Source organism: Chitinophaga sp. YIM B06452 (assembly GCF_039655965.1).
Taxonomy (GTDB): Bacteria; Bacteroidota; Bacteroidia; order Chitinophagales; family Chitinophagaceae; genus Chitinophaga.
This window is the reverse complement of sequence record NZ_JAWLKY010000001.1, coordinates 1,075,792-1,099,804: the sequence shown is the minus strand read 5'-3', so window position 1 is coordinate 1,099,804 and position 24,013 is coordinate 1,075,792. Positions and strand designations below refer to the sequence as shown.

The 24,013-nt window shown below is 44.6% G+C and carries 22 protein-coding genes and 1 pseudogene; 21 read left to right on the top strand and 2 right to left on the bottom strand.

Annotation, left to right across the window (positions count from 1 at the left end; all coding sequences use genetic code 11):
* Positions 1–23 precede the first annotated feature (23 nt).
* The 21 genes and pseudogenes from R3I13_RS04135 (at position 24) to R3I13_RS04035 (ending at position 20,225) form a co-directional block, all read left to right on the top strand.
* Positions 24–659 (top strand): NeuD/PglB/VioB family sugar acetyltransferase, encoded by a 636-nt coding sequence (locus R3I13_RS04135; protein ID WP_346316658.1) that lies wholly within the window; start codon positions 24–26, stop codon positions 657–659.
* Positions 659–1,672 (top strand): N-acetylneuraminate synthase, encoded by a 1,014-nt coding sequence (gene neuB, locus R3I13_RS04130; protein ID WP_346316657.1) that lies wholly within the window; start codon positions 659–661, stop codon positions 1,670–1,672. Before R3I13_RS04135 ends, neuB begins: the two co-directional genes overlap by 1 nt.
* Before the next feature lie 11 nt (positions 1,673–1,683).
* Entirely contained in the window at positions 1,684–2,619 is a 936-nt protein-coding gene (locus R3I13_RS04125; protein WP_346316656.1) for a GNAT family N-acetyltransferase, read from the top strand.
* A 7-nt stretch (positions 2,620–2,626) separates the two neighbouring features.
* A complete protein-coding gene (gene neuC / locus R3I13_RS04120) occupies positions 2,627–3,802 on the top strand; it encodes a UDP-N-acetylglucosamine 2-epimerase (protein ID WP_346316655.1) in 1,176 nt (391 codons plus the stop codon).
* 10 nt (positions 3,803–3,812) lie between these two features.
* Entirely contained in the window at positions 3,813–4,487 is a 675-nt protein-coding gene (locus R3I13_RS04115) for a PIG-L family deacetylase (protein ID WP_346316654.1), read from the top strand.
* Positions 4,487–5,530 (top strand): nucleotidyltransferase family protein, encoded by a 1,044-nt coding sequence (locus tag R3I13_RS04110; RefSeq protein ID WP_346316653.1) that lies wholly within the window; start codon positions 4,487–4,489, stop codon positions 5,528–5,530. The genes R3I13_RS04115 and R3I13_RS04110 overlap by 1 nt, the downstream gene beginning before the upstream one ends.
* The gene (locus tag R3I13_RS04105; RefSeq protein ID WP_346316652.1) at positions 5,530–6,243 is read left to right on the top strand and encodes an acylneuraminate cytidylyltransferase family protein; all 714 of its coding nucleotides are present in this window, start codon (positions 5,530–5,532) and stop codon (positions 6,241–6,243) included. Before R3I13_RS04110 ends, R3I13_RS04105 begins: the two co-directional genes overlap by 1 nt.
* Entirely contained in the window at positions 6,240–7,163 is a 924-nt protein-coding gene (locus R3I13_RS04100) for a Gfo/Idh/MocA family oxidoreductase (protein WP_346316651.1), read from the top strand. The genes R3I13_RS04105 and R3I13_RS04100 overlap by 4 nt, the downstream gene beginning before the upstream one ends.
* Positions 7,156–7,899, top strand: a complete 744-nt coding sequence (locus R3I13_RS04095) for an SDR family oxidoreductase (protein WP_346316650.1) — start codon at positions 7,156–7,158, stop codon at positions 7,897–7,899. The genes R3I13_RS04100 and R3I13_RS04095 overlap by 8 nt, the downstream gene beginning before the upstream one ends.
* A 23-nt stretch (positions 7,900–7,922) precedes the next feature.
* A complete protein-coding gene (locus R3I13_RS04090; protein WP_346316649.1) occupies positions 7,923–8,897 on the top strand; it encodes a Gfo/Idh/MocA family oxidoreductase in 975 nt (324 codons plus the stop codon).
* Entirely contained in the window at positions 8,882–9,853 is a 972-nt protein-coding gene (locus R3I13_RS04085) for a hypothetical protein (protein ID WP_346316648.1), read from the top strand. The genes R3I13_RS04090 and R3I13_RS04085 overlap by 16 nt, the downstream gene beginning before the upstream one ends.
* Before the next feature lies 1 nt (position 9,854).
* A complete protein-coding gene (locus R3I13_RS04080) occupies positions 9,855–10,532 on the top strand; it encodes an SGNH/GDSL hydrolase family protein (protein WP_346316647.1) in 678 nt (225 codons plus the stop codon).
* Between the two features lie 52 nt (positions 10,533–10,584).
* Entirely contained in the window at positions 10,585–11,739 is a 1,155-nt protein-coding gene (locus tag R3I13_RS04075; RefSeq protein ID WP_346316646.1) for a sialidase family protein, read from the top strand.
* A 28-nt stretch (positions 11,740–11,767) separates the two neighbouring features.
* Entirely contained in the window at positions 11,768–13,036 is a 1,269-nt protein-coding gene (locus tag R3I13_RS04070) for an oligosaccharide flippase family protein (RefSeq protein ID WP_346316645.1), read from the top strand.
* A 362-nt stretch (positions 13,037–13,398) separates the two neighbouring features.
* Positions 13,399–13,605 (top strand): annotated as a pseudogene (locus R3I13_RS04065) (hypothetical protein); the annotation flags it as partial.
* A gap of 17 nt (positions 13,606–13,622) precedes the next feature.
* Positions 13,623–14,747, top strand: coding sequence for a polysialyltransferase family glycosyltransferase (locus R3I13_RS04060; RefSeq protein ID WP_346316644.1), 1,125 nt, complete (start codon positions 13,623–13,625; stop codon positions 14,745–14,747).
* Between the two features lie 344 nt (positions 14,748–15,091).
* The gene (locus R3I13_RS04055; protein WP_346316643.1) at positions 15,092–16,603 is read left to right on the top strand and encodes a DUF4838 domain-containing protein; all 1,512 of its coding nucleotides are present in this window, start codon (positions 15,092–15,094) and stop codon (positions 16,601–16,603) included.
* A 16-nt stretch (positions 16,604–16,619) separates the two neighbouring features.
* Complete coding sequence (locus tag R3I13_RS04050; RefSeq protein ID WP_346316642.1) at positions 16,620–17,393, top strand: glycosyltransferase family 2 protein; 774 nt, start codon at positions 16,620–16,622, stop codon at positions 17,391–17,393.
* Between the two features lie 10 nt (positions 17,394–17,403).
* Positions 17,404–18,444 carry an EpsG family protein gene (locus tag R3I13_RS04045; protein WP_346316641.1) on the top strand — a complete coding sequence of 347 codons (1,041 nt, stop codon included), beginning with the start codon at positions 17,404–17,406 and terminating at the stop codon, positions 18,442–18,444.
* Complete coding sequence (locus R3I13_RS04040) at positions 18,444–19,358, top strand: glycosyltransferase family A protein (protein WP_346316640.1); 915 nt, start codon at positions 18,444–18,446, stop codon at positions 19,356–19,358. The genes R3I13_RS04045 and R3I13_RS04040 overlap by 1 nt, the downstream gene beginning before the upstream one ends.
* Positions 19,359–19,391: 33 nt before the next feature.
* The gene (locus R3I13_RS04035; RefSeq protein ID WP_346316639.1) at positions 19,392–20,225 is read left to right on the top strand and encodes a glycosyltransferase; all 834 of its coding nucleotides are present in this window, start codon (positions 19,392–19,394) and stop codon (positions 20,223–20,225) included.
* A gap of 69 nt (positions 20,226–20,294) precedes the next feature.
* On the opposite strand, the gene R3I13_RS04030 is transcribed toward R3I13_RS04035, so the two are convergent.
* Both R3I13_RS04030 and R3I13_RS04025 read right to left on the bottom strand, forming a co-directional pair.
* Positions 20,295–21,212 carry a hypothetical protein gene (locus R3I13_RS04030; RefSeq protein WP_346316638.1) on the bottom strand — a complete coding sequence of 306 codons (918 nt, stop codon included), beginning with the start codon at positions 21,210–21,212 and terminating at the stop codon, positions 20,295–20,297.
* 195 nt (positions 21,213–21,407) lie between these two features.
* A complete protein-coding gene (locus R3I13_RS04025) occupies positions 21,408–23,504 on the bottom strand; it encodes an SLBB domain-containing protein (protein ID WP_346316637.1) in 2,097 nt (698 codons plus the stop codon).
* Positions 23,505–24,013 lie beyond the last annotated feature (509 nt).

Below are 24,013 nucleotides of genomic sequence, written 5' to 3'. Positions count from 1 at the left end.
ATTAATGACAGAAAAAACGGTTAATGGGCAAAGCCTTAATTTTGATTGGAGGAGGCGGGCATGCGGTTTCCTGCATAGATGTAATTGAGAAAGAAGGAGTCTTCTCGATCGAAGGGATTATTGATCAGCCCGCAATGCTTCATCAGCATGTGTTGAAATACCCCGTAATCGGGCAGGATAGCGATATAGCAAAGTTAGCGGCTCAGGGGTTCTATTTCCTGATTGCGGTTGGCCAGATAAGGTCGGCAAACATACGGATGAATATATGGCAACAGCTGAAGGCAGTGAATGCACGGATTGCCACTGTTGTTTCGCCACTGGCTTATCTGTCGCGGCATGCTGATGTGCAGGAAGGAAGTATTATAATGCATGGGGCATATGTTAATGCCGGTGCCGCGATTGGTTATAACGCAATCATTAATACCGGCGCCGTTATTGAGCATGAGGCCAAAGTAGGTAACCATTGCCATATTTCCACCGGGGCTATTTTAAACGGCCGGGCGAAAACGGGCGACGCCGTTTTTATCGGCAGCAGGAGTGTGATTAACCAGGGTGTGGAAATAACCGGTAACACGGTTGTGGGGTCGGCGACCCTCATACACAAAGATATTAAGGTGCCAGGCACCTATGTTGGTATACCATATGTAAAAATTGACTGATGGCGATGCAAAAAACGATCATAATAGCGGAAGCGGGCGTTAACCACAACGGAAGCATAGCACTTGCAAAAGCATTAATTGATGCCGCAGGCGAAGCCGGGGCGGATTATGTTAAGTTCCAGACATTCAAGGCAAAGAACATCGCCAGTAAACATGCCCGTAAGGCAGATTACCAGCTGAAAAAAGATACCGGCAACGATGATGGCCAACTGAAAATGCTGGAAAAACTGGAACTTTCACCGGATGACCATTACCAGCTCCAGGCATACTGCAAACAAAAAGGGATCGACTTCCTGTCCACACCATTCGATTTTGACAGCATCGATCTGCTGAAATCGATTGGTATGACATTGGGAAAAATTCCTTCAGGTGAGATCACTAACCTCCCCTATCTCCGGAAGATGGCAGGAAGCTTCGAAAAGCTGATCCTGTCTACCGGCATGTCTACCATAGAGGAAGTAAACGATGCCCTAAACGTATTGTATAAAGAAGGTACGCCCCGGGAAAACATTATTGTACTGCATTGCACCAGTGAATATCCTTCCCCGATAGAAAATGTTAACCTGAAGGCAATGCTCCAGCTACAGCGGGAATTTGATATCACGGTGGGATACTCAGATCATACGGTTGGTATAGAGGTGCCGGTGGCTGCAGTAGCTTTGGGAGCTTCGCTGATTGAGAAACATTTTACGCTGGACAAGGCCATGGAAGGACCCGACCATGCCGCCTCGCTTGATCCTGTTGAGCTGAAGGCCATGGTAACTGCTATCAGGAACGTGGAGAGAGCACTTGGCAACGGTATTAAGGAACCTACCGAAACAGAAATGAAAAACAAACAGGTAGCACGTAAGAGTATCGTGGCTGCCAGGCGTATCAATAAAGGCGAATCTTTTTCAGAACAGAACCTTACTGTTAAGCGCCCTGGAACCGGCATAAGCCCGATGGATTGGGATTTGGTGCTGGGCAGGCAGGCTGTCAAGGATTTTGATGAAGATGATCTCATTATCCTCTAAAATAAGGTTACATGAATATCGAGAATTACAAACCCAACGATGAGGCTGCAATTATAGCGCTTTTTGATCATGCGTTTGGAAAACCCATGGCACCGTCCTATTGGAAATGGAGATTCCTGGATAATCCCAGGAAGATTACCAGTATCAAACTTATGTGGCATGAGGAACAGCTCGTAGGGCATTATGCCGTATCGCCCGTAATGCTTGATATCAATGATGAACCGGTACTGACTGGTTTGTCCATGACCACCATGACGCATCCTGCATTTGCGGGATTGGGGATTTTCCAGCAGCTGTCTGAAGCTTTATACAAAGAGATGCAGGGAGAACAAGGCATGGCCGCTGTATGGGGCTTCCCCAATGTCAACTCTCACCGGGGTTTTATTAAAAATCTTGACTGGAAAGATATTGCCTTGCTGCCGATGTTAAGCTGTACAACATCTGGCATTGCGCCAAAGACAGCCGCCAACATCCGGAAGATAACAGCCTTTACGGAAATGCACGAACAGGCGCATGCCGCAATTTTCGCCGACTGCCCGGTAAAGGTCCGGAAAGATAAGGAATACCTTACATGGAGGTACTTCCTCAATCCGGTCAATAAATATATCGTTTATGATATAAATGATGGCGCCGACGGGTTTGTGGTAGTGAAACAATTCTCTGTACCGGGCGGCGCCCAGCTGGATATTATAGACTGGTGTGTAGCAAAAGATGAAAGGCTTACCAAAAGCGTATTACAACACCTGGCCGCTGAATTCCCTGCGGAAAAATTCAATCAGTTCAATATCTGGATGCCCCTTAAAGATGAGCGCCATCTGTTCTTTGAAAAGATCGGGTTCAACAATGCCTTGCCGCTCACTTATTTTGGCATCCGCTCATTTGCAATGCCCGGCCTTGATATTGACCGGAACTGGTGGATACAACTGGGAGACTCAGATGTTTATTAACTAGCGTATGAAAAAAAGGAAAATATTTTTTGTCACCGGCGCCAGATCAGAGTATGATATTATGCATCCTGTCCTGGAACAATTGCAAGACAGCGGCGAAATAGACCTGCAGCTCGTTGTCACCGGCGCGCACCTTAGTGAAACGTTCGGTAAGACCGTAAGGAATATTGAGCGGGACGGATTTAAAATAGCAGATAGGATATATAATCTCTTAAGTACGGAAGACAAGGTGGGCCGGATTGCCGGCCTGGGCAGCCAGGTAACCGCCCTGGCGCATACATTTAATCGTGAAAAACCGGATATTATAGTGGTAGTAGGAGATCGTGAAGAAGCTATTTCGGTTTCGCTGACTGCAGCCTACCTGAGCATCCCGGTGGCGCACCTGGCAGGAGGAGACATCGCCAATGACGGGAACATCGACAATTCAGTGCGGTATGCAGCGACTAAGTTCGCTCATATTCATTTTACTTTCCTGGAGCAACATGCGCAGGTATTGAAGATGCTGGGTGAAGACGAATACCGTATTTTTAACACAGGCAACCCCGCCCTGGATAAGTTTATTCACTGCCCCCGGATGGAAAAAAAGGCGGTTCAGCCATTAATTGAGTTTAACATCCAGGACGAACCATATATCGTTCTGATCCAGCACCCCATTATCACTGAAGTGGAAAACGCGGGAGATCAGATAAAAGAAACGCTGGAAGCGGTCATTGCCTCCGGGTTGAAATGCTTCGTCAATTACCCGAACTCCGATGCCGGGAACTTTGCGATCATTGAGAATATTAATGCATATGCCACTAAATATCCTGATGTATTTCACCTGTTTAAGAACCTTGACCGGGTTAATTATATTAATTTACTGAGATACGCTTCCTGCCTGATCGGCAATTCCAGCTCGGGAATACTCGAGGCTCCCTCTATCGGGCTGCCGGTGGTAAATATCGGCAGCCGGCAAAGGGACCGGTACAGCGCGGGGAATGTTATTTATACCGGTTATGACCGCGAAGAAATAACGGCAGCCATCAAAAAATCTGTTTTTGATGAAAAATACAGGGCCGAAGTTAAAGCGATCAGAAACCCATACGGCAACGGAGACAGCGCATCCCGCATCAGTGACGTGCTAAAGACCATAGCGCTTGATGACAAGCTGATCTATAAGAATATAACTTATAAAGTATTTTAAAACACAATAAATGGCGAATATAATTGTAGTATCCGCGCATCCGGACGATGAAGTGATCGGCGCAGGAGGAACATTGCTTAAGCATGCGCAGAAAGGCGATAAGATATACTGGCTGATCATCACAGGTTTGTTTGAGGAATACGGATTTAGCAAAGAAAGGATCGCATCAAGGAATGAAGAGATTGAAAAAGTAGCAAAGATGCTCAACGTAGAGAAAACATTCAGATTTGATTACCCCACTATGCAGCTTCATTCTGCCACAGTGATAGACATGGTGCCAAAGATATCGGCAGTGTTCAAAGAAGTGGATCCCGAGTACATTTATACGATGAACCGGTCGGATGCGCACAGCGACCACAGGATCGTATTTGATGCCGTGGCAGCCTGTACAAAATCGTTCCGCTATCCGGGTATCAAACGGGTACTGATGTATGAATGTATTTCAGAAACAGAGTTTGCACCGGCTTTGCCTGAAAAAATGTTCCTGCCGAATTATTTTGTAGATATCACCCGGTTTATTGAAAATAAACTGGAGATCATGAAAGTGTATGCGTCAGAGATCGATGAACATCCTTTTCCGCGCAGCATAGAAAACATAAAAGCTTTAGCTCATTTCAGGGGAGCAAGTGTTGGTGTGAAGTATGCTGAAGCCTTCCAATTAATTAAACTAATTGACAAAGATTGATGGAATTCCGGAAACATCTTATCCTTCAGAATGAAAGCGTAAAAGAAGCGCTTAACAAGCTGAACCAGCTGGCGATCGACGCGATCTTGTTTGTAGTGGATCATGACGACAAACTGATCGGATCATTGACTGATGGTGATATCAGGCGTGGCTTCATAAAAGGCCTTACGGTCGACAACCCGATCATGGATTACCTCCAGCCTGCACCGGTTTATATATTCAGGGATGATTATTCTATCGACCAGCTGGAAGAATTTAATTCCAGAAACCTGAAGATCATTCCGATCGTTGACAGATCTTACCGGATCATAGACATTTTGAACCTGCGCATCAAAGCATCCCTGCTTCCGTTGGATAGTGTGCTGATGGCAGGCGGCAGGGGGGAACGACTCATGCCGCTGACAGAAAAATGCCCGAAGCCACTTCTGAAAGTGGGAGACAAGCCGATCATCGAATATAATATAGACCGGCTGGCTAAATATGGCATCAGTAATATCACGATATCCATCCGGTACCTCGGCCACCAGATCAGGGAGTATTTCGGCGACGGCGCAGCAAAAGATATTCACATCCGGTATGTGGAAGAAGACAAACCGCTTGGAACATTCGGCTCTCTCAGTCTCATAGATTCATTCAGTACAGATAATATCCTGCTGATGAATTCTGATCTGCTTACGAACATCGATTTTGCAGATTTTTATAAATCATTTATAGAATCCGGCGCAGACCTGATGGTAGCCAGCATCCCTTACCAGGTGAAGGTGCCTTACGCCGTATTGGAGATCGAAAACGGGGCGGTGATGTCGTTTGATGAAAAGCCGACCTACAGCTATTATTCCAACGGGGGCATCTATCTTTTTAAACGGAGCCTGTTGGAATTTCTTCCCGGCGAATCTTATTTTAACGCCACGGATTTCATGGAGCTGCTGATTGCAAATAAGAAGAAAGTGCTGCATTATCCTATTCTCGGGTATTGGCTGGATATTGGGAAGCATGATGATTTTGAACGGGCGCAACAAGACATAAAGCATATAAAATTCTAATGAGCATTTTAGTTACTATCTGTGCAAGAGGCGGATCTAAAGGCATCCCAGGTAAAAATATCCGGCAAATGGCCGGCCGACCGCTTATTGCCTACACCATCGGAACCGCAAAAAAATTTGCCGAAGGCAAAGACTGCGTGATCGCTTTATCTACCGATTCGCAGGAGATCATTTCCGTGGCGGAAGAGTTCGGTTTGCCAACCCGGTATAAAAGGCCAGAAGCGCTGGCTACTGATACCATCGGCAAAATGCCGGTTCTCATCGATGTGAAGGAATACGAAGAAAAAAAGAGAGGGACTGGATTCGATTATCTTATAGACCTGGACGTTACAGCGCCGTTTAGAACGTGTGAGGACCTGGATGCTGCATTTGAAATGCTGCAGAAAGACAAAGAAGCCCTGAATATCTTTTCTGTAAGCCCCGCCCATAGAAACCCTTACTTCAATATGGTAGAAGAAAACAGCGCGGGGTATTTTGAATTGAGCAAAAAAGGTTCTTTCGTGACCCGGCAGTCTGCGCCCAAAGTATACGATATGAACGCCTCATTTTATATCTACAAGAAGAAATTCTTTGATATGAGCTACAATACGGCCGTAACAGACCGCTCCCTGGTATATGTAATGCCGCACATGTGCTTTGACCTTGATCATCCTGTGGATTTTGAGTTTATGGAATATTTAATACAGAACGGGAAACTGGATTTTACGCTATGAATGTCCTGATCATTGGTTTGGGCTCCATTGCAAAGAAGCATATTGACGCTTTGACTGCCATTGCCCCTGCAAGATTTAAAATATATGCATTGCGGTCGGGGAAGGGGAACGGCGATGTGGAAGGGATCACAAACGTCTTTTCCCTGGAGGACGCAGGTGTTAGCTTCGACTTCGCCATTGTGTCCAATCCTACCTTTAATCATTACGAAACCCTCCGCTCTCTTTCTGCCTGCCGTATTCCATTATTCATTGAAAAGCCGCTGTTTCATAACCTGCTGAACGGGCAGGCGCTGGTCGATGAGCTGAGCAGGAACTCGCCGCTTACATATGTCGCCTGTAACCTGAGATTTCATCCTTGTATTCTTTACCTGAAGGAAATGCTTGCAACCGGTACACATCGGGTAAATGAAGTAAATGTTTATGGAGGGTCATATTTGCCGGAATGGAGACCAGGGGCTGATTTCAGGAAAATATACAGCGCAAACAGGTCTATGGGCGGAGGGGTACACCTGGACCTGATCCACGAGCTGGATTATGTAACCTGGCTATGGGGAATGCCTGCTGAAGTAAGAAGTACATTAAGAAACCGGTCTTCGCTGGCGATAGACGTTGTAGACTACGCCAATTACCTGCTGGGGTATGATGATTTTTCAGTAAATATTACGTTGAACTATTACAGGAGAGACGCCAGAAGGACCTGTGAAATAGTATTTGATGACGGGACGGTTACTGCAGACCTCATCGGTCAGAAAATAATGGCGGGTAATGAGCTGCTTTTTTCCTCTTCCGCCTCTATACATGACACTTACACTGCCCAAATGAAATATTTCCTGTCGGCAATGGAGAACAGGGACCTTCCTGCTATGAACAATATAAGGGAAGCATTTGAGGTGCTAAAAATTTGCCTGAATAATGAATGATCTGACTAAAAAAGTAATTGGTGTTACCGGAGGTAACGGCCAGCTGGGTAAAGAGTTCGTAGGATACCTGAGAAACCAGGGCGCGACTGTTATTTCCATTGATATAAATGGAGAGGATGACCTGGATAACGGGAGCCTTTTAATGGACATTACAGATGTTTACGCTATAAAAGCAGGCCTGCACAGGATATTGGAAAAATATGGACGAATAGACGGATGGGTGAATAACGCATATCCCCGGACAGAAGACTGGGGGAAGAAGGAATTCAGCGAGGAATCAATGGAATCATTTGAAAAGAATATAAACTGGCACCTGGTAGGATATGTGAAATGTTGCCAGATCGTCCTGAACAGGATGAAAGAACAGAAAAGCGGCAGCCTTATCAATATTTCGTCTATATACGGTGTTGCCGGTCCTGATTTTACAATATATGAGGGCACACCTATCGTCAATCCCTCCGGGTATGCTGCTATTAAGGGCGGCCTGGTAAATTTTACCAGGTACCTTGCGGCATACTACGGGCCGTATAATGTTCGTGTCAATTGCATTTCCCCCGGAGGGATCTTTAATCATCAACCCGAAAGATTTATACAGCAGTATGAGCACAAGGTGCCGCTAAAAAGACTTGGGACACCCCATGATATCTCTCCGGCTGCCGGATTTTTGCTCAGCGACGGCGCGGCATATATCACCGGCCATAACCTTATTGTGGACGGCGGCTGGACTGCCATTTAATCAACTTTGCGAAACGAACCAGTATGAAAAAGGTAGGCATCATAGGAGCAGGACAATTAGGCAGCAGGCATCTTCAGGCGCTAGCCAAAGTAAATGCCCAACTGGACATTTACATCTCCGATATAAGCAGCCAGTCCCTGGAGATAGCTAAAGGCAGGTTTGAAGAAGTGCCGGAAGGCGCGCGCCATCAGGTGCATTACCTGACCTCCGTGGAAGAATTCCCGGCTCAGCTTGAGATAGTGATTATTGCAACCAATTCTGAAATCAGGAAAGTAGTAATAGAAAAGTTGCTTACGCATAGCCAGGTGAAACACCTGATCCTGGAGAAATTCCTGTTTACGAAAGCAGCGGACTATGAAAAAGTACAGCAATTGTTCGACCGGCATGCAGCTATGAACGTTTGGGTAAATTGTCCCAGAAGGACATTTGATGTATATAAGCAGATTGCAGCAGGTGTTAAAGGCAAGGGTCCGGTCAAGTTCGTGGTAACAGGTTCTGCATGGGGGCTTGGCTGCAACAGCATCCATTTCCTGGACCTGTTTTCATTCGTCACCGGCGAAACTGAGTTTACAGTAATGTGTGAGCTGATAGATAACGAGTATATCCCATCCAAAAGGCAGGGATATGTGGAATTTACCGGGAGCTTATGCCTGGGTGCAGCGGGTCACCATATGGACATTACATCGTTTAAAACAGGGTCGCACCCAGTTGTCGTAAGCGTGCATACGCCGGAATCCAGCTGGACTGTAAAGGAAGGCAAAGGAGAGCTTGAGTACGCGGAGGCTGGAAATGGCTGGGAGGTTACCTCCTCAAAAGTGAGCCTTCCGCCCCAGAGTGTCACAGGTACGGCTGTGGTGAACGACTTGTTAAGCCGTAACAGCTGCGACCTTGTCACGTTTACTATCTCAAAGCAATTGCATTTGACATTGCTAAATGTTTTTCTGGACAAATACAATTTTATTAATAAAGAAAGCTCAGATATATGCCCGATTACGTAGATAAAGTGTTATTAATAGGAACCGGTCCCATGGCCCGGGATTATGCAAAAGTGTTAAAAGCGCTGGATGTGCCTTTTGATACTTTAGGCAGGGGAACGGCGTCTGCAACTGCGTATGAGCAGGCGACAGGGCATCATGCTTTCACCGGCGGTGTGGATGGATTCCTTGCAACAGCGTCTCCTGCTTCCTATAAAAAAGCAATCGTAGCCACCGGTACCGAAAGCCTGGGAGAAGTTACCCGGAAACTCGTGGCCTGGGGATGTAAAGATCTGCTGGTCGAGAAACCGGGAGGGAAAGATATTGAAGAAGTGATCGCCTTGCATCAATCCCTGGCGGCGTCCGATTCAAATGTTTATATCGCTTATAACCGCCGGTTTTATGCATCTGTTCAGCAGCTAAGGGAAATGGCGGCGGAAGATGGCGGGGTTACCTCCTTTAATTTCGAATTCACAGAATGGGCACATGTTATCGAGCCGCTTCAAAAGGCAGAAGGCGTGAAGGAAAACTGGCTGTTTGCCAATTCTACTCACGTAATAGATCTTGCATTCTATCTGGGGGGGGAACCGGCGGATATGTCATCCTATATCGCCGGGGATCTTTCCTGGCATCCGGTAGCCATCTTTGCGGGGGCCGGGGTAACCACCGGCGGCGCTTTATTTACCTATCAGGCCAACTGGAAGGCTCCGGGAAGATGGGGAGTTGAAATACTGACCGCCAGGCGCCGTTTTTACCTGCGTCCGCTGGAAAAGCTGCAGGTTCAGAACATCGGGTCCGTTGCGATTGAAGAATTGCCGATAGATGATGAAGCGGATAAGCAATTTAAGCCTGGATTATTCCGGCAGACACAGGCTTTCCTGCAAAATGACCGCGCCCGGTTGGTAAGTTTGGCAGAACATATCGTAAATTGCGCGCATTATACACAAATTTTGAAAGCTGGAAAAGTTCAAGGTGCATAAAATGAAAATAGTCATATTAACTGATTCGCTTGGATTGCCCCGGCAGGTCCCTGAAGCCGTTGATATTGAGGATACATATATAGAGAAATTAAGGAAAAAGTATAAGGATTTAACTATCATTTCCTTATCAATTGGTGGTGCGACTATTTCACTTATGCGCGAGCAGTATTTTAATTATCTGAAGCCTATTAATCCAGACCTGGTAATCATCCAGGCAGGTATTGTGGATTGCGCTCCCAGGGCCTTGAAAAAATGGGAGCTCGCGTTAATCAACAGTAACCGTTTGACCAAAAGCATATATAGCACATTATTTAAAAAACATACGCATTCCCTGAGGAAATATAGAAGAGTGACCTATACGCCCCTGCAGGAATTTGAAAGTATTGCTAAAAACTTTTATCTTTCATTAGGCGAAAAATTGGCCTGGGTTGGTATTATCCCGGCAAGAAATGAATATGAGCAGCAATTGCCCGGCATTGCAGAGAATATAAATAAATACAACGATATACTTCGGACGTTATTACCTTCCGGGCTGATTGATACCTGTGAAATGCCGGCGGAAGGAATTATGAGTGATCATCATCATATCAACGCCATTGGCCACCAGTTCATTTTCACGAAGATTTGCGACAGAATTGATACATTAAATGGTGGAAATCCATCACTAAACCACCCATAACAAATCCACACAGAACATATTCATATAAGGATACTCTTAACTTAACGTAACTATGAAATCGATTACTTCAATTTTTTTCTTTTTCTTTACATTTTTATCTCTGTTAAGTTGCAAAAAAGATAGCCCGCAGCAGCTGAAAAAACTGGAAGATCTGTTTTCCTATTCGAAATATTCCGTTGATACAACTATCCGCCTCGTAGACACAGCCCGAAACAGGACGTTGGTGAACCGGGCGCCGTTTGTGGCAAATGACAATTTTAACGGATATGGTTTTCCTACGGTACTTGTGTTGGATAAAGACCATTTGCTGATGGCGGTGAGCAGGTATGTGAAATTAACCGATTGGGGCACTGCGGATATCGTAGCGAAAGAAAGTTTCGATAATGGCCAGACATGGACAGATGAGGTGGTCATACAGAAGAATATCGGGAATATCCAAACAGCTGCTCCAAGCCTGCTGAGGATTAATGATACAACCATTGGATTGTTTTTTTCAGTTAAGAACAGTGCTTCAAGCTGTGATGTTTATTTCAAAGTTTCCGGTGATAATGGCAGGCAGTGGGGAGAGCCCAGGAAGATCAATACCATGGAAGGATATAATACAATGAATAACGACCGGGTCATAAAAGCCGGAACCCGTATCATTATTCCTGTTGGTTATACTACAGACGTTGACCACTGGAGTGATAAAAGCGGTTGTTTTTGCTATTATTCGGACGACGAAGGGGCAACGTGGCAGCGGTCAAAAACCATATCCACTACAGTTCCGCTAATGGAGCCGGGGGTGGTAAGAATCGGTGAAACGAATGAGCTGCTGATGGTGATGAGATCTGTCGCAGGAAGTATTATCATCTCCAGAAGCTATGACCTCGGCTATTCATGGACAACACCCACACTGACCGGGTTACAAAGTCCTGAATCACCAAGCACGATCAGCCAGGTAAAAGGCACGGATAAATTAGTGCTTGCCTGGAATAACAACAAGTTTAACTTCGCCTACAGGTATACCAACCGTTTCCCCTTAACGGTAGCTTTCAGCTCTGATAAGGGGAAAACCTGGAAAAACGGGTATAATATTGAGTGGTTATCAAGTATCGATTATTCCTACCCCGCCTTTTTCCAGAATGAGAATAAAACTTACTTTTTTTATAATGTTTCACCGCACGGGAGCAAGCGGATCCTGACAAGGCTGGTAGAAATTGAATGATTACAGAATAATAAATTAAAGCAGAGCATTGAATAGTAGCGTTATTTTTCAACAGATAAAATCCATATTCAAAAGAAACGAAACAAAGCATTTCATTAGCTATTACATTTTTACAATACTCAGCGCATTAGTCAGTATTTATACTATTTCGTACCTGACAAAAGCCCTGGACCCGGAGAGCTATGGGATGATTGGGATCTTTCTTGGAATAGTGTTTTTTGTTCCTGCGCTGTTATCATTCTCTGCCAATAATCTCCAGGCAATTAATGTTGTCGATTTTAAAGAAGACGAGTATAAGACATTCCGGAACGAATTTATCAGCTTCATTATCTGCCTGCTCGGCTTGTATTTGATTATAGGTGCAGGCGTTTACCTGCTCCTCCCCGATTACGGATTTGTCATTATCACTTCCCTTGTATATGGATGGCTGCAACTAATGTCTTCCATCCACTCCACTGAACTCATTCAGCATTCAAGACCCGTCCAGTTCGGGATCGTGAATTTTTTAAGCATATTCCTTGCATTCCTGATATCCTTACTTTTTATTGCAGTATTTAAACTGGATTGGAAAGGAAGGATTATTGCGATGATCTTGTCGGAAAGCATTATTGTGATATTGCGTTTCTGGGTTTTCAGCAATATTGGCAGGGAATTTAAATTCTTATTCAATCCCGGTACGGTCAAAGGTTTTATATTGTACGGATGGCCCCTGATGATGTCTGTGGTTGCGGGGTGGATCATTAACCAGTCAGACAGGTTTATACTCCTTCAATTTTATTCGCTGAAGGAGGTGGGAATATATGCAGCGGCCTCGGGCATCAGTTCTGTTATCACCACCTTTAACCAGACGATGCTAAAGGTAGTGTCGCCGCTGGTTTACAGAAACCTGAGCAAAAGGACCGGGCGGAGCTTTATCATAAAACTGAATATGCTCTATGCTATCGTCATTCTCTCCCTTTCAACGATAGGCTCCGTTTTTATTAAGTATGCCTGGCCATATATCCTGGGAGCCAGTTATGAGCCTTCACTCCCGATCATCTACCTGCTTTGTTTTGCTCAGTCGTTCTTCGGCATTTACATGACCCTGGGGATTGTCGTTGATTACTTTAAGCAGAATAAATTGAAGACAATGATTATCTGGATATGCGCAGTCGTTTCCATTATCACTACCCTGTTGCTGATCCCTGTCTTAGGGATGTATGCGCCGGCCGTGGGAACATTGTTGTCCTTCTTCACATTATCGGTAATTACCTATTTTAATGGTATCAGAATATTAAATGAAAATAATGTAACATGATACGCAGCGTCATACTAAAGGCGGTTTTATTCTTTAAGATTGATCTGATCGTGAAAAAGGTTACGTCTATACTAACCGATGCCGAAGTGATCAGGTATTCGCGGAAAACCGGTTGTAAGATCAATTATTTCCCGCAGGGATTTAACGGCATTCAGATTGCCAGCGACAATGGCGATCTTTCCGGGTTTAGCATTCACAGTACCAGTCATCTGAAATCAGACACTTTTATAGATTGCTCCGGAGGCGTTACTATCGGCCGGTATTTCCACACCGGCAGGGGCCTGACCATTTTTTCGTCAAATCATAACTATACCAGCGAAACGCATATTCCATACGACACGACGGTGATCAAAAAACCTGTGGTAATAAAAGATTTTGTGTGGTGTGGTTCAAACGTGTCCATCGTACCCGGGGTTACCATCGGCGAAGGTGTTGTAGTAGCTGCAAACGCTGTGGTTACTAAAGATGTGCCCGATTACGCTGTAATAGGAGGTAATCCGGCAAAGATCATCAAATACAGGGACACTGAACTGTTCTTGTCGCTCAAGGAGAAGGGCCAGTTTTATTAATCAAAAGAAAGCAGGTAATGGTATATGTTCTTGTAAATAATAATTATCATATTATTGACCTTGAGAAATATAAAGGATGGGAAGACGGGGAGGAAGTTGTACTTATAAGAGTGCCTCATACGCTGGATTTGCAAGGAGCCTACCAGCATAGTTTCACGAAGATTCTTACCTACAAATCCCCGATAAAGGGTGTCAAGTCGCTATTGGCATTTAAAACCATAAAAAAAACATTGGCCCTTATCAGCGAAGAACTGAAGCCCGGGAAAAAGGATGTACTGGTATTTTTTACTGAATTCGAAATATTGAACCAGTATATCGTCAAAATGTTTAAAGATGCCGGTTCCAGGGTAATTATGCTGGAGGATGGCATGGCTACTGTTGCGCTGGGTAACATGGAGGCGGAAAAGCTGCCATTCAAATACTGGCTCTATAGGGCCGTGTTGAGAACCGTTTATCAATTTAAGACCCTGGACCTTGTCATGGCGAAGGGAATGCCCCCGCTCCCGGTCATGGAAGACAAATATATAGATGCGATCGGCTTGAGTATTAAATCCCCGTTCAAAAGGAATATTCCCGTATACCAGCTGAAGGCCAGTGAAACGATATTGACGTCGCCCGATGAAAACGCTATCATATTTATTAACCAGGACCTATACAAGCTGGGGCATATCAGCCTGAGCGACTATATTGAAATATTGCGGCAGGCATTGTCAGTCCTTTCTGCCAACTTTACGACTGTATATTTCAAATTTCACCCCCGGGAAGAAACCGGTGTCAGGGAAGAGATCAAAAAGATGGCGGATACTTTCCGGAATGTGACCCTGATCAATGATTTCAGAAGCCCGGTAGAAAACCAGGTGGAGGAGCTGCGCCCTGGATATTCAGCTTCTTTTTATTCCAACTCCCTGCGCAGTTTATATTTTAAGGGGATTGAACCGTTTTTTCTGTTCCACCTGCTGCCGGGATTGAAAAATACTGCAATAGGAGGGCTTTTGGGACAATATCTGGATCACATCGGGTATAATTTTATCGGCAGTTTTGCAGAAATGGCGCCAGGATATAAATGTGGGATCAGGTTGGAAGAAAAAGGCGTAACGTTGAATGAGCTGATTAATGGAACTGGCAACAAGGAAAGGATATGAACCGCCCTCCCGGAGGCGTGGTGTATGGAAAACAGGCATGAAATTAGTTATCCGTAAGAGGCATAGATATTCTTCTCCCCCATTACAGTATATTAATTTGATATGTTATGTTTTATTTTAAGTATATCTTCTTGCAGGTTGCCGCTATAATATCGGTTGCAACGGCCATAGGCCAGGTACGTCTTGTATCTGGCAATAAAAGTTCTTTTTCTATTGTTATTCTGCAGGATTCATATAAAGCGGCCGCCAACGAATTGCAGGATGTCATTTTCCGGGCCGGCGGGGTAAAGTTGCCTATAAAACAAGGTTCGGGCTCATGTGCCAATTGTATTGTCCTGGGTACAGTGAAAGATTTCCGTGATGATAAATTTATTGCTGCTGCTAACCTTTCCAACGACGGGGTGGCCATATCCGTACAGCCGGGTAAAATCTCCCTTGCCAGTAAAACCGCCGCAAATATCAGTTATCCCGTAACTGAGTTCCTGAAAAGATACCTGAAGGCACGGGTGTTCGACTCAACCGGTGTGAAAGTGCCTGCTGCCCGGCAAATAGTAATACCCGCAGTAAAATATGCCTATAACCCGCCATTCAGCGAACGGGATGTGTATTACAAAAGCGCCTTCGACGATACCTTCATGCGCTGGAATAAGGTGAATCACATATGGGCATCAAAGAACAGTCAATGGGGCAATTACGTGCATACCGCCTATGAATTCATAGATGCGCGGAAATACATTAAATCTAATCCTGAGTATTTCGCTTTGGTAAAGAATAAGCGTATCACATCCCAGCTCTGCTATTCCAACAAAGAAGTATATGCCATAGTACTGGCGAACCTGAAGGAAAAGATCCGGCGCTCGCCTGAAAAGAAAATATGGAGTTTCAGCCAGCTGGACAACAATGATATCTGCCAGTGCGATCTTTGCATGGCTACCGATAAAAGGCTTGAAACGCATGGAGGCCCTATACTGGAATTTGTTAACAGGCTGGCAAAGGACATTCCCGACAAGGAAATATCCACACTTGCCTATGGCTTTTCGTTAAAGCCGCCGCCTGCGGATAAATTCAGACTGGAGGATAATGTCATTATCGTATATTGTATCACGCAAGGCAATAAGGGGCGCGACTTTTCCAGCGACGAGAGTTTCAAAGATATGCGGCAGTTCCTGACAAGCTGGCTTAAGCTGACAAAAAAAGTGATCATATGGGATTATATCGTGAACTTTCCAAACCTCTTAATGCCTTATCCTAATTTTAAAGGTATGGCCCAGGCGGTGAACTATTACCGGCGGCTCGGCCTGCGTTCTATATTCCTTCAGGGCAATATCAGGAAGGGTGGCGATTTTGGAGATATGAGAGCATACATTGCCTCCCAGCTATTATGGAACCCGGCTGCCAATATGAATGAACTGATAGCGGAATACTCGGATTATGCTTATGGCCCGGCTTCTGGTGAGGTACAATCGCTTGTAAAAGACCTGACGGCGAACGGGAATAAAGCTTTCCTTAACTCCTACAATGCACCGAAAGCCTTTGGCCATAATATGTTCACTTCCGATAATATGCGGGCGTATCATGAAAAAATAGACCGTGCGTTAAGCAAAACATCCAGGGGAACACCGTATTACCTAAATTTGATGCAAATAAAACTCTCTTTCGATATTACCGACATGGATCTCCTGAAAAACCAGAACCAGGGCCAGAGCAGGGCTTTGCCAGGATCAGCCTTAAAGAGCAAGATGGCCGATCTGGAAAAGTACTCCACGACGGGATTGCTTGATATTCCTGTTAATGAGAACAACAGGACAGTGAGAGATTATATTAATACTTCCAAAAAGGAACTGGACAAGGAATAAATTTCCTGGAATACTTATGAACAGAATTATTTCAGTGATCACGGTGGTATATAACGATGTATCCAATATTGAAGCCACCATTCAGAATGTCCTTATGCAAGACTATGCAGGGATCGAATATATTGTTATTGACGGCGGTTCAACCGACGGTACCGTAGATGTGATACGCAGGTATAGCGGGAAGATCCGGTATTGGGTATCCGAGAAAGACCGGGGTATATACGACGCCATGAATAAAGGCATAAAGGAAGTATCCGGAGAATATGCCATATTTATGAATTCCGGCGATAAGTTCTTCAACCCTGCAGTGATCAGTTCAATATTCAATAAGGATATTATATGGGCAAACAAGCCCGCTGTGATTTATGGCAATACCTGTATAAAACATGGCCCACACGAGGTTTTAAAAGAGGTGTCAAAGGAACCGGATATTTTTAACGCAATGCCTTTCTGCCACCAGTCTGTTTTCATTTCAGCCGTTCATCTGAAAAAATATTTGTTCAACCTGGACTTTAAGATCATTGCCGACAGGGAAATGATCACCAGGATGTTCGTTGATAAATGTGGCTTCCACCAGGTAAAGGAGGTAATTTCCATTATCCAGGGAGAAGGATACAGCAACCTGAGCCGCTATAAGTTTCAGAAAGAAGAGAACCGGATGCTGATGAACCTTCAGCAGATCAGTCCCCGGAGGGCCAGGATCAGCGAAAAGAAAGCGTGGATAAAGGATTTATTGGCTAATTTCATACCCGATAAACTTATCCAGTATAAGCGAAAATATAAAACTTAATTTCGCTGCAATGATCGCCCTTTATTTCATTAGCTATATTCTTAATGTATTTAAGGTTCATCTGCATTCAAGGCATCTGAATGCAGTGATCACGTTTATCAGCGTTGTGCTTGCTTCCCTGTTGGTAGGAACCCGTCCGCTGGATGCGGGGTATGATACCAAAGGGTATGTGGAAGCATATAACCTTTTAGACACTAATATCTTTCAATCCCTGCTGGTCATTAAGCAATATTTTGGCGTCAGCATTGAGCCTATATTCTGGGGATACGCCTGGCTGATCAGCAAGCTCGGAATGACAGACACAGCCTTCATCTTCATCACTGCTTTCCTTTCCATCCTGTTAACCGGCATTGCGTACCGTAAAATGGATGAACGGTATTATTACCTGTCCTTTATTGGCGTGCTGTTTTCCGGATCTTTTATCAATTTATATGGGAACGCCATCAGGCAGGGGTTGGCCATTCCTTTTTTCCTGCTGGCTTTTTACCATTATATGAATGGTAATAACCGCAAAGTATACCTATACCTGATCATAACATTCTTTATACATCAGTACACAGGTATACTAATGGCGCTTTTTTTCGTGGTTCGTTTAGTGCCATTCAGAATATATTGGATATTATGGTTTGGGTGTTTCCTTGGGGCTTTTATCATAGCATCCGGTTTACTGAACTTCATTCCCGGGCTTTCACATTATGCAAAACCAGGAGGGCTATTGTACCTGGTTCACCCTACCTACCTGGAGTTTCCCATTTATTACCTTCTTCTCAAAAGAACTGATTTAATGGAAGACGAAAGATTTAACAGGATGATACAATTTGTAGCCGTGGTTTTTTTATTACAAACTTTGTTCATTGCGAATATTTATGCATATAACAGGATCGGATTGCTGCGTTTTATAGTAGAACCGATTATCTATACGAGACTTTTCCTGAAAATAAAGCCGGAAAAAGCTTCCCGCCAAATAGTTCTGGCAATATTTTTTGCGTATGGCCTCAGTATTTTTCTCAGCGAAACCGTGCAAACAACTTTAAGTTCAACAAGCGAGTAATGATTTCTGTAATTATACCCACATTCAGGAGAGTTGATTCTCTTTTAAAAACATTGGAAAGTCTTAACCACCAAACTTCCAAAAATTTCGAAGTGATTGTTGTCAATGATGATCCCTCCCGGCCTCTGGTGTTGGATGAATCGATTTATACATACCCTGTCAGGACCATCAATAATGATGTAAACATGGGTGTAGGGTTCTCACGTAACAAAGGTGTGCAGCAAAGCCGTTTCAACTGGATATCTTTCCTGGATGATGATGATTTTTACCGTAATGATAAAATAGAGGTATTGTCAGGAATAATTGCCAATGAAACGGACATCGACTTTATTTATCATCCTATTCACTACGAATATCCGAACGAAGGTGTATCGTATTACACCAGGCCTATGAAGAATATCTCACTGAATGATATCCTGATTACGAACGTACTGGGAGGAACTCCTTCCTACACTTTCCGTAAAGCACTTTATCAGGAAATCGGCGGCTTTGACACTAACCTGGTAGCGCTTGAAGATTATGACCTTGCCATCCGGATTATTAAGTCTGGTACACACATCAAATACCTGGACGAGCCCTTAAGCCACTGTATGGCTATCACTAAATCAGAAGGATTGTCGAAGGATGTTAAAAAAGCCTATAGAGCTTTTGAACAGCTGGAGGAGAAACACGCCGGGGATTTTGCAGGCCTGCCTCCTCATAAAAAAAAGGAGCGGGAAGCAGCCAAAAATTCGCTGATCGCATTCACATTTTTGCTGAACTTAAACAGGAAACTTTCAAAGTTTTATCTCAGGGCGTTTTTATGGAGCTTCAAGAGCAGGTACCTGCTTGCGGCCATCATCGGTTTTGTTGATCCTAAGTTATTGATTATCATCAAAGGGAAGCGGGTGAAAAAGGAGCTTAAATCAATTTAATTTATATTTTTGACGGAAAACCTGGCAAATATTATGAATACTACGGAAGTCCCGGCATTTTCTGTTCTGATTCCGGTCTATATAAAAGAGAACCCTGATTTTTTTAATGAATCTTTGAAGAGCGTTGTTAATCAAACGCTCATGCCCGCGGAAATTCTCATTATAGCCGACGGCCCGCTTACAATTGAGCTGGACCAGGTTATAGAAGATTACAAGGCCAATTATCCGGGATTGTTTAATGTAGTCAGGCTGCCTCAAAACATGGGAATGGGCATCGCCATGACAACCGCTGTAAAAGCCTGCAAATATGATTATATAGCCAGGATGGATTCCGATGATATTGCATTACCCGGGCGTTTTGCCCGGCAGATGGAATACCTGGCGGAAAATCCCGGGACAGATATAGTCGGCAGCTGGATGGAAGAATTTGACAAAGTGCCCGGTGATACAAAACGTATACGCAAACTGCCGGAAAACCACGGGGATATACTGACGTTCGCAAAACAGCGCTGTCCTTTTAACCATATGACGGTGGTCTATAAAAAAGAAAAAGTGCTGCAGGCAGGCGCTTATTGGGAGAAGAAAGCATATGAAGACTACCATCTTTGGTACCAGATGATAAAGAGCGGTTGCAGGATGCACAACATCCCGGATATCCTGGTTCATGCAAGGATTGGAAACAACATGTTAAGCAGGAGAAGGGGAATGATGTACCTGAAAGCCGAGCAGTTTTTCTTCAGGATACTCAAAAGGGACGGGTTTATTACATCATTGCAATATTATAAGGTAATGGCTACCAGATTTATTCTCAGGCTGGTTCCGCAAAGCTTGTTGGGCCTGGTGTATAAATACTATCTGCGGAAATAAATGCTCATATTTTGCCGCCTGTTGCCAATAATGCGCGATCAGCAAAAGCTTCAGCCAGGATCAACACTCCTAATTCATTATCTCGGTGTATATCTTCCTTAAAAGGAACCATAATACTGCTAAGAACCCCGCGATAAAACCACCAATGATCAGGCCTCTGAATTTACCAAACCGTTCTTTTTTAAGAGGAAGTATAGGAGTGTCTACTACCTGGATGACGGGAGTTTCCTGTGCCATAGACATCCTGCTTAATTCAAGGTTTTTTATCACTTCGCTGTACATGGTCTGCAGCACCAGCTTATCCCTGGAAGCCAGCTCCGTACTTACACCTGCCATGCTGCGTGCGGGGTTCAGGTTCATGTCTTGCGAAGCGGCTACCGAATATGTTTTGCGGTTTAAAAGGGTTTCAAGGGAATCTGCTTTGAGCTGTAATTTGTCAACGGCTAATTTGGACCGCATGGTCTTAGTCCTGACATAAAAGTCAGCGGCTTCCTTTACCAATCGTTCCGTAAATACTTTTGAAAATATTTCATCCTCGGTAGTACATTCAACGATAATGAAACTGGATTTTTTATCTGATTTTGTGATATTTAATCGTTTATTTTTTATTTCCTCGTAAACGAGATTTAGCACGCTATCCTGCTGTATAGTAAAAGTATTACGCCTGGAGTTTACCGGGTAACGAAGGTTTTTGACGGCGGAATTATCGCCCCAGGCTTTCCTGGTACCGTTGATCTCTAAATAGTAATCTACCAGGCTCAGGGTCCTGTTGTCTTTTGTAAAAGGGGAAAGAAGAGCTTTTTCAATTATCAGGCGCGATTTCAGGAATTCCATGATATTGTCGTCGCTGAATATACCGTTACTCCCGCCGCCGCCCAGGTCCAGCCCGAACTGACTGGCCAGGCCCGAATAGGCGCCCAATGTGTTTTGTTTGCTGTCTTCCAGAACAAAAGTGAGCGCTGCTACATAGCGCGTTTCTTTACTCATAGAGTAGGCTATTCCCGAACCTGCGCCAATAATCCCGCATACCAGGATAATCAGCCATTTTTTCCGCAGGTATACTATCCAGTCCTGGATTTTCAGGATGAGATCCTTTAACGAGATTTCACTTTGCTGTGTAGTTTCTGGTTTTTTAGCGTCCATGAAGATATATATTGCGGTTTATATCCGGCGATAGCGTATTTAGTTGGTCCGGTCCAGGATAGTTACAATGATCAGCGCCAGCGATGCAAACCCGGAAGTTATGCCGATCGCTTCCTGGGTTGATAATCCCCTGCTTTCTTTTTTGGAAGGCACATAGATCTCGGCGCCTGGTTTTACCTTGGGGTAGCTGTTGAAGAATAATATCTTCCTGGTGCTTTTCACTTCTCCGTTCGCATATACCACGTAACTCCTTCGTTTTAGCGCGCTGTTGGTAAAGCCGCCAGCCCCGCGGACGTAATCTCTGAAAGTGACCTTGTTATCAAACCGTACTTTTTTAGGGAAATATATTTCACCGAATAACTGTACGGTTTGCAGTTTCTTCGGGATTTTGATCCTGTCCCCTTCTTCCAGCAACAGATCGTATTTGGAATCGGGGGATTTAAGTATCTCGGTTAAATTAATGCCTACCAGTTGCTCTTTCATCCCAAGAGTGGCTTCCATCTTCCGGATAGAAGTGCTGTCTGCCAGCTTGTTATAAAACACCTGGAGTTTGGAATCAAGCAAAGAGCTGTCAGAAGAGGTTACGAATATTTTACGCAATAATACAGCTCCTTCGGGATATGCCTCGGGCTTGAGACCTCCCGCCCGCCTTAGCAGATCAGAGATTTTCTCCCTTTTGGAGTTAATGATGTAAGGCCCGGGATAAACAACCTCGCCATCTATGGAAACAGATGCCTGTTCGTTGTATACGGGAGACCGGCGGATCACTATTTCATCAAACGGCTGCAGTGTGATGCCGTTTAAAGTGCTGAGATCATTGGTGAGATCATACTGTGCTACAATGGCAAGCACACTGTCGGTAGCATTATATTCCCTGCCCTTTACCCGGCGGGCAACTTCAACCCTTTTAAGAGAGGCTGCATCCCGCAGGCCTCCCGCCATCAGGATCACATCACCGATCTGCAGGCTGTCTGCATAATTGTAATAACCGGGATTATTGATCTCGCCGCTGATCTTCACCTTATAGTTCTCCCGCAAGTCCAGTTTTGAATAGATCACCACGCTGTCTTCCCGCTGCAGGCTCACTGTTTGCTTGCCCGACATCGCATCCTGGAGGCTGAAGCTGATCCCGGTAGGAGTAAGGTCATCGTTGAGCCGGAAAATAATTGCCCTCCCCTGTGAAGCATCTTCTTTAACGCCCGAAGCTTTCCCTATCAGGTCTGCCACCGTCATATTCTTTTCCAGCTCATATACCCCCGGATGAAATACTGCGCCGGTGATCGTTACACGATTTGTAAACCGGTTCAGTATTGCCTCCACAAAATACTGGTCGCCGGAACGGGGTTTGAAACCCGCCACCTGGTCGGCAGAAACATTCACTACCTCACGCTCTTTATTGTTGATCCGGTATACCCGGATGACATCCTTAAAAGAAATATCCGTAAACCCGCCTGCCATATTGATCACATCCTGGAGAACTTCCCCTTCCTTCACCTCAAAGATAGCAGGACGTTTTACTTCTCCCGTCAGTTCAACCCTGGTTTTATAGGGGTTCACCTTTACAATGTCCTGGTCTTGAAGTATAATGTTATTGGTGAGGTCTCCATTCCGCAGGAAATCATAAAGGTCAAATGTTACAATGGGTTGACCGGCCCTGATAACCTGGATATCCCGGAAAGATCCGTTTTCATCCGGGCCGCCTGAAACATATAATGCATTGGCTACCGAAGCCAGGGAAGGGAGCGTATAAGAACCGGGGCGTACTACCTCGCCGATCATTAAAATCTGGATGCTCCTGATATTGCCGAGCGACACCTGGACGAATGTATTGCCGGACCTGATACCACTGTAGATCGTGGAAAGCTGTTTGGTGATCCGGATCCTGGCTTCTTCGATGGTAAGGCCGCTTACATATACGGGGCCCAGATAAGGAATGCGTATTTGCCCTTCCGGAGAAACCGTTGGTTTGTGCTGTACTTCGGAATATCCATATACATCAATCACCAGCTCGTCTCCGGGCGCCAGTTTATAATTGGGAGGAGTGGCCATCCGGAGGTTAGGTTCAAAAGTCAGGTTCTTGTTCCTGAAAAGTTCTGAGCCGAAGATCTTAGCTCTTCTGCTTTCGGCTTCTGTCATAGGTTGAATATCCCTGGCTGAAATGACAGTTCCCTCGTTTATGTTTCTTTCTGACAGAGGAGGTTCAGAAGGCAATACCTTGCTATCACCTGTCAGTTCTTTATCAAGATTCAGTGAACGTATACGGTCTTTGAGTTTTACTGCCTCGGAAGAAGGGATGTTCTTCTGCTTTGCATAGCTGTCAATCTGATCAAACGAAACTTTATTTTGCTTCATTTCCGCTACCAACTGACGTATTTCTTCATCAGAAAGGTTTTCGACTTTCATCTGTTGTACCTGGTTGGGGGAAGGTACCTGGGCAAAAGCGCAGATTCCTATAAACAGGAATATTTGAACCAATAATAGCTTCTTCATGCAGTTTCCAGATAAATACTTCTCGAATATTTTGCCGTTTTTCTGCAAACTCCCTGCCAATAAAGGGTTTACAAAAAAGGATCGGCAAATTTATTAAAAATAACATTTAAATGTTAGCAGATTGAAAATCAACAGGGCCGTTTTACCGTTTCCCG